This is a genomic window from Clostridium sp. (genome assembly GCF_034179595.1).
Classification (GTDB): domain Bacteria; phylum Bacillota; class Clostridia; order Clostridiales; family Clostridiaceae; genus Clostridium.
In genome coordinates this window covers 1-4,487 of the sequence record NZ_JAXFPT010000063.1, presented here as the reverse complement: position 1 = coordinate 4,487, position 4,487 = coordinate 1, and the positions used below count along the sequence as shown (strand labels likewise).

At 25.6% G+C, this 4,487-nt stretch carries 7 protein-coding genes; 3 read left to right on the top strand and 4 right to left on the bottom strand.

Translation table 11 applies throughout. The features are described from left to right. Window positions 1–12 precede the first annotated feature (12 nt). Window positions 13–762, top strand: a complete 750-nt coding sequence (locus tag SPJ33_RS07295; RefSeq protein WP_321117311.1) for an acyl-[acyl-carrier-protein] thioesterase — start codon at window positions 13–15, stop codon at window positions 760–762. 232 nt (window positions 763–994) lie between these two features. Next, window positions 995–1,876 carry a pirin family protein gene (locus tag SPJ33_RS07290; protein WP_321117309.1) on the top strand — a complete coding sequence of 294 codons (882 nt, stop codon included), beginning with the start codon at window positions 995–997 and terminating at the stop codon, window positions 1,874–1,876. A 61-nt stretch (window positions 1,877–1,937) separates the two neighbouring features. Here SPJ33_RS07290 and SPJ33_RS07285 read toward each other — a convergent pair whose 3' ends face one another. The 4 genes from SPJ33_RS07285 to SPJ33_RS07270 form a co-directional block, all read right to left on the bottom strand. Further along, window positions 1,938–2,147, bottom strand: a complete 210-nt coding sequence (locus SPJ33_RS07285) for a zinc ribbon domain-containing protein (RefSeq protein ID WP_321117308.1) — start codon at window positions 2,145–2,147, stop codon at window positions 1,938–1,940. A gap of 190 nt (window positions 2,148–2,337) precedes the next feature. Next, window positions 2,338–2,784: a MarR family transcriptional regulator gene (locus tag SPJ33_RS07280; protein WP_321117307.1), complete on the bottom strand. Its 447-nt coding sequence runs from the start codon at window positions 2,782–2,784 to the stop codon at window positions 2,338–2,340. Between the two features lie 75 nt (window positions 2,785–2,859). Continuing rightward, window positions 2,860–3,609 carry an MBL fold metallo-hydrolase gene (locus SPJ33_RS07275; protein WP_321117306.1) on the bottom strand — a complete coding sequence of 250 codons (750 nt, stop codon included), beginning with the start codon at window positions 3,607–3,609 and terminating at the stop codon, window positions 2,860–2,862. Window positions 3,610–3,735: 126 nt separating this feature from the next. Then, on the bottom strand, window positions 3,736–4,146 hold the full coding sequence (locus SPJ33_RS07270) for a peptide deformylase (RefSeq protein WP_321117305.1): 411 nt from the start codon (window positions 4,144–4,146) through the stop codon (window positions 3,736–3,738). Between the two features lie 228 nt (window positions 4,147–4,374). Here SPJ33_RS07270 and SPJ33_RS07265 point away from each other — a divergent pair. After that, window positions 4,375–4,487, top strand: a 113-nt coding sequence (locus SPJ33_RS07265) for a DUF4317 family protein (RefSeq protein ID WP_321117310.1), incomplete at its 3' end; no start/stop codon positions are given.

Here is a 4,487-nt window from a genome sequence, read left to right as displayed (position 1 = left end):
GGAGATATAAAAATGAGTAATACTTTTGAAAAAGAATATAAAATAAATATTTATGATGTTGATTCTGAACATAACTGTAAATTTTCATCTTTAGTAGATTACTTATGGGATGTTGTTATTTCTCAATCTGATTATTTAGGTGAAACTACTGAAGGATTTGTAAATAACAATTGTGTTTGGGTAGTTTTAAATTACGATATAACTATACATGAATATCCTAAATATAAAGATGTAATAACTGTAGATACTACAGCATTAGGTTGGAAGAAATTCTATGGTTATAGACAAAACACCATTAAAAATTCTGAAGGAAAAATTATAGGAGAAGTTATTTCAACTGCTATATTAATAGATTTCGAAAAAAGACGTCCTATGAAAATTTCACCTGAACAAATTAAAATATATGGTCTTAAAGAAGAATTAGATAAAGTACCTCCTCTAGATGATATTCCTAAAATTGAAAAAGAAGATTATATAAAGGATTACCCTATTAGATTTAGCGATATAGATTCTAATGGTCATGTAAACAATGTAAGATACATGGAAATGGCAATGGATACTCTTCCAAGATCTATTTTAAACAATTATAAACTTTTTAATATAAAGGTACTATTTAAAAAAGAAACAAGTGATGGTGATACACTACATATTTCATCTCAAGTAATTGAAAATGATAATGATAAAATAACTACAATCCATAACATTACAGGTGGAAGCGGAAAACTTCTTACTAAATTACAATTTATATGGAAGAAAAAATAAACATAATAAATTTAATAAAATTTATTATTTATTGTTAGTATTTATACTCTATTTATTGGTTTAGATATAAAACTTAAAACTTTATTTACCTATAGTTAAATATCATACTTTAATTGTGAAGAATCTTTTATAGTTATAAATCTTATCAATTAGATTTAAATTATATTCTCTGATAATATATTATCTAATTATCAAGCATAATAGAGTATTATATTTGAAAGGATGATTCTTAATGGATAAATTTAGAACAATAGAAACATACTTTAAAGGTCCAGGATTTCATATGGTCGGAGATGGATTTAAAATGAGTCAGTATTTCCCAGGGGGTAAAGACTTACTTGTACGTTTTTCACCATTTATTTTATTAGATTATAATAAGCCTCATTATTTTGAACCTTCAAACTTTAGACGTGGAGTTGACATTCATCCTCATAGAGGATTTGAAACAGTTACTATAGTATATTCAGGAAATATTGAACATCATGATAATAAGGGTAATCATGGAATTTTAGGACCTGGAGATGTTCAATGGATGACTGCTGGATCTGGAGTTCTTCATAAAGAATATCATGAAGAAAACTTCTCAAAAAACGGTGGAATCCTTCATATGATTCAACTTTGGGTTAATTTACCTAAAAAATATAAAATGACTCCGCCTAAATACCAAGCAATTTCAAAGGACGATATGGGTGTTTATAAATTAGATAACGATTATGGAGAAATAAAGATAATATCTGGAGAAGTTAACGGCATAAAAGGTCCAGCTAGTACTTTCTCTAAAATAAATTTATATACTGTTTATTTAAAGAATTTTGGAAAAACAGTATTATCAGAGCCAGGTAATTTTAATACAGGTATTTTAATCTTAAATGGTAAAGTAAAAATTAATGATGACAAAACTTTTGAAGAAAATGATTTTATATTATTTAATAATGTAGAAGGTAAAATAAGTGTTGAGTCAGTAACTGAAAATTCATCATTTATAGTTTTAAGTGGTGAACCAATAAATGAACCTATAGCTTCTTATGGTCCATTTGTAATGAATACAGAAAAAGAATTACTTCAAGCATTTAAGGATTTTGAAAGTGGAAAGTTCGGAACATTTGATTTTTAACATTAATTTAAAATCAATATAAGAAAAGTGTATTTCTAAAGAAATACACTTTTAATCTTTATTAACCCATTAAGAAATCTAATATGTTCCAACCACCTGAACTTTTTCCCTTGTATAGCTCTGTATACCCACATCTTGTACAACTTATTGTTATAAATTTTTTATTTTGAACATCAAATATCTTTGCAAAGTTTCCTCCTGTTGCTTGAAATTGATCTGATTCATAATGATTATTGCCACACTTTGGACAAACATATTGTCTTTTTTCCATATTAATTCACCTCTACAATAAAATTATATTATTATTATATTATTTAGTATTCTATAACATTTTATAATAGCTTTATTTACTAACAATATACATTTCTACAGAAATAACCACACCTAAGACTTTTAATATAATTCATTCTAAGGTGTGGCTATATTTATTCCATATTTATCATAAAAACATGATATATGATTTACTTAATATACTTTTCTATGTTATCTAACTTTTCAATTAACTCATTGAAATCTCTTGAATACCTTAGGTACTCTTCTTTATCTAACTGTAACTTACAAACTAAGTCTTTAGGGATGCTTTTTGCTTTTTCTTTAAGCTTGATTCCTTGTTCAGTTATTTCAATATAAACTTTTCTATCATCTGCACTATCTTTTACTCTATTTAGATATCCCTTATCTTCTAACTTATTTATTATCGGAGTTAATGTTCCAGTTTTCATTTTCAATTTAAAACTTATATCCTTAAAAGCTATCTTATTATCTTCCCATAAAACTAGCATAACTAGATATTGAGGATAAGTTAATTTTAACTCCTTTAATAAGGGATCATACAATCTAATAATGCTTTTTGAAATAGAGTATGCTTTAAAGCATAATTGATTTTCTAATTTTAATTCATTACTCATCTGATTATATATAAAATTTAATATCTACCTTTCTTTTACTGAATATTAATCTTACCTAAAGCTAATTTTATAATATTAAAGTTTCATGATTTTCTTTTCTTTTAAAGATACTAAAGCTTCAGGTGTATGAGTTGATAAATATACAGTGTCATTTTCTTTAACAAATTCTCTAACATTTTCTAGAGTTTCTCTAGCTAAATCTTTATCTTCAAACACTACTGAAAGTTCATTTCTTCTAAGTGCTTCATCAGTATAAGTTACATCACCATGGAACATATAATTTAAACCATCTAATTCAAGCACTGCTATAGAATTTCCTTTTGTATGTCCATATGCAGGTAACATAACTAAGTTTTCTGATATTCTTTCACTTTGCTTAAAGTTTTTATATGGACCACTTTCAAACTTAACTCTAACTATATTATCACCATCTAATTTCATTGCATCTGCTTCTATTTCTGATATGTATATCTTAGCATGATTAAATAATCTAAGTTCTCCTGTATGATCTGGATGCTTGTGTGTAACTATTACTTTATCTACATCTTTAGGTTCATATCCTAATTTTTTTAATGCATCTACAAAGTTATTAACTTTTTTCCCTTGGTATATCATTTGTCCTGGTTGTGGGTCTACCTCAGGTGTTTCAACTGGAACTCCAGTATCTACTAATATAACTTCTTTTCCTGTATCTATTAAATAATTTTGTAAACTTGATTCATATTTTTTAGATTGATCTATACTTTCCTTTTCTGCTGATCCTCCAAAAGCAAAAGCTTCTGTCATAAATCCATTGTTATAAAATTCTAATGCTAATACCTTCATTTTAAAATACCTCTCATTTCTAATCTTTCATTTTAAATCGCATGCGATTAATCTTATACGATTATAATATTACGCAATCTTATTATTGTCAAACAAAAAAAGAAATATTCACAATCTGTTAATTTTTTATATTATTATACCTTCAAAATGATCAATCTCGTGTTGAATGATTTGAGCTGTAAAGCCCTTAAATGTGTCTCTATGTTTTTTAAAATTTCTATCAAGATATTCTACTTCTATCTTTTCATATCTTGTAGTTTTTCTAAAACCATTTAAAGATAAACAACTCTCTTCTGTTTCATATTTATTTTCTTTCTTTACTATAACCGGATTTACCATAGGAACTATAATATTTCCTAAACTAAATACCAATATACGCTTTTTTACTCCTATCATATTGGCAGCCATACCAACACAACCATCTAAATTTGCTCTTAAAGTATCGACTAAATCATCAATAACTGCTACATCATTTTTAGTTGCAGGTTCTGATTTTTGCCCTAAAAATAATACATCTTTTACAACTTGTTTTATCATATTTATCTTCTCCTTTCATCTTAAAATAATACCATTTTAATTTTACTTCTAAAATTATAATTTAGCATAAATAAATTAAAATAATTTATTTAGAAATATTATTTTTCATACTATATACTTCAATAAAATCTTTAATTAAACTGTAAAAAATAATATACTTATTTATGTTAATAAAAAATTATACCTATAAGTAGAAAATACTAGATTGAGAGGTTTTTATATATGAATATTAAAAAGAAAGATATACTTGAACTTAAAAAGCGTTTTAAAAAAGATCACTGCACTTTTACTAAGGTATGTGGTTGTTATGTTAATGGAGAAAAAAATACTATTTTAAAATT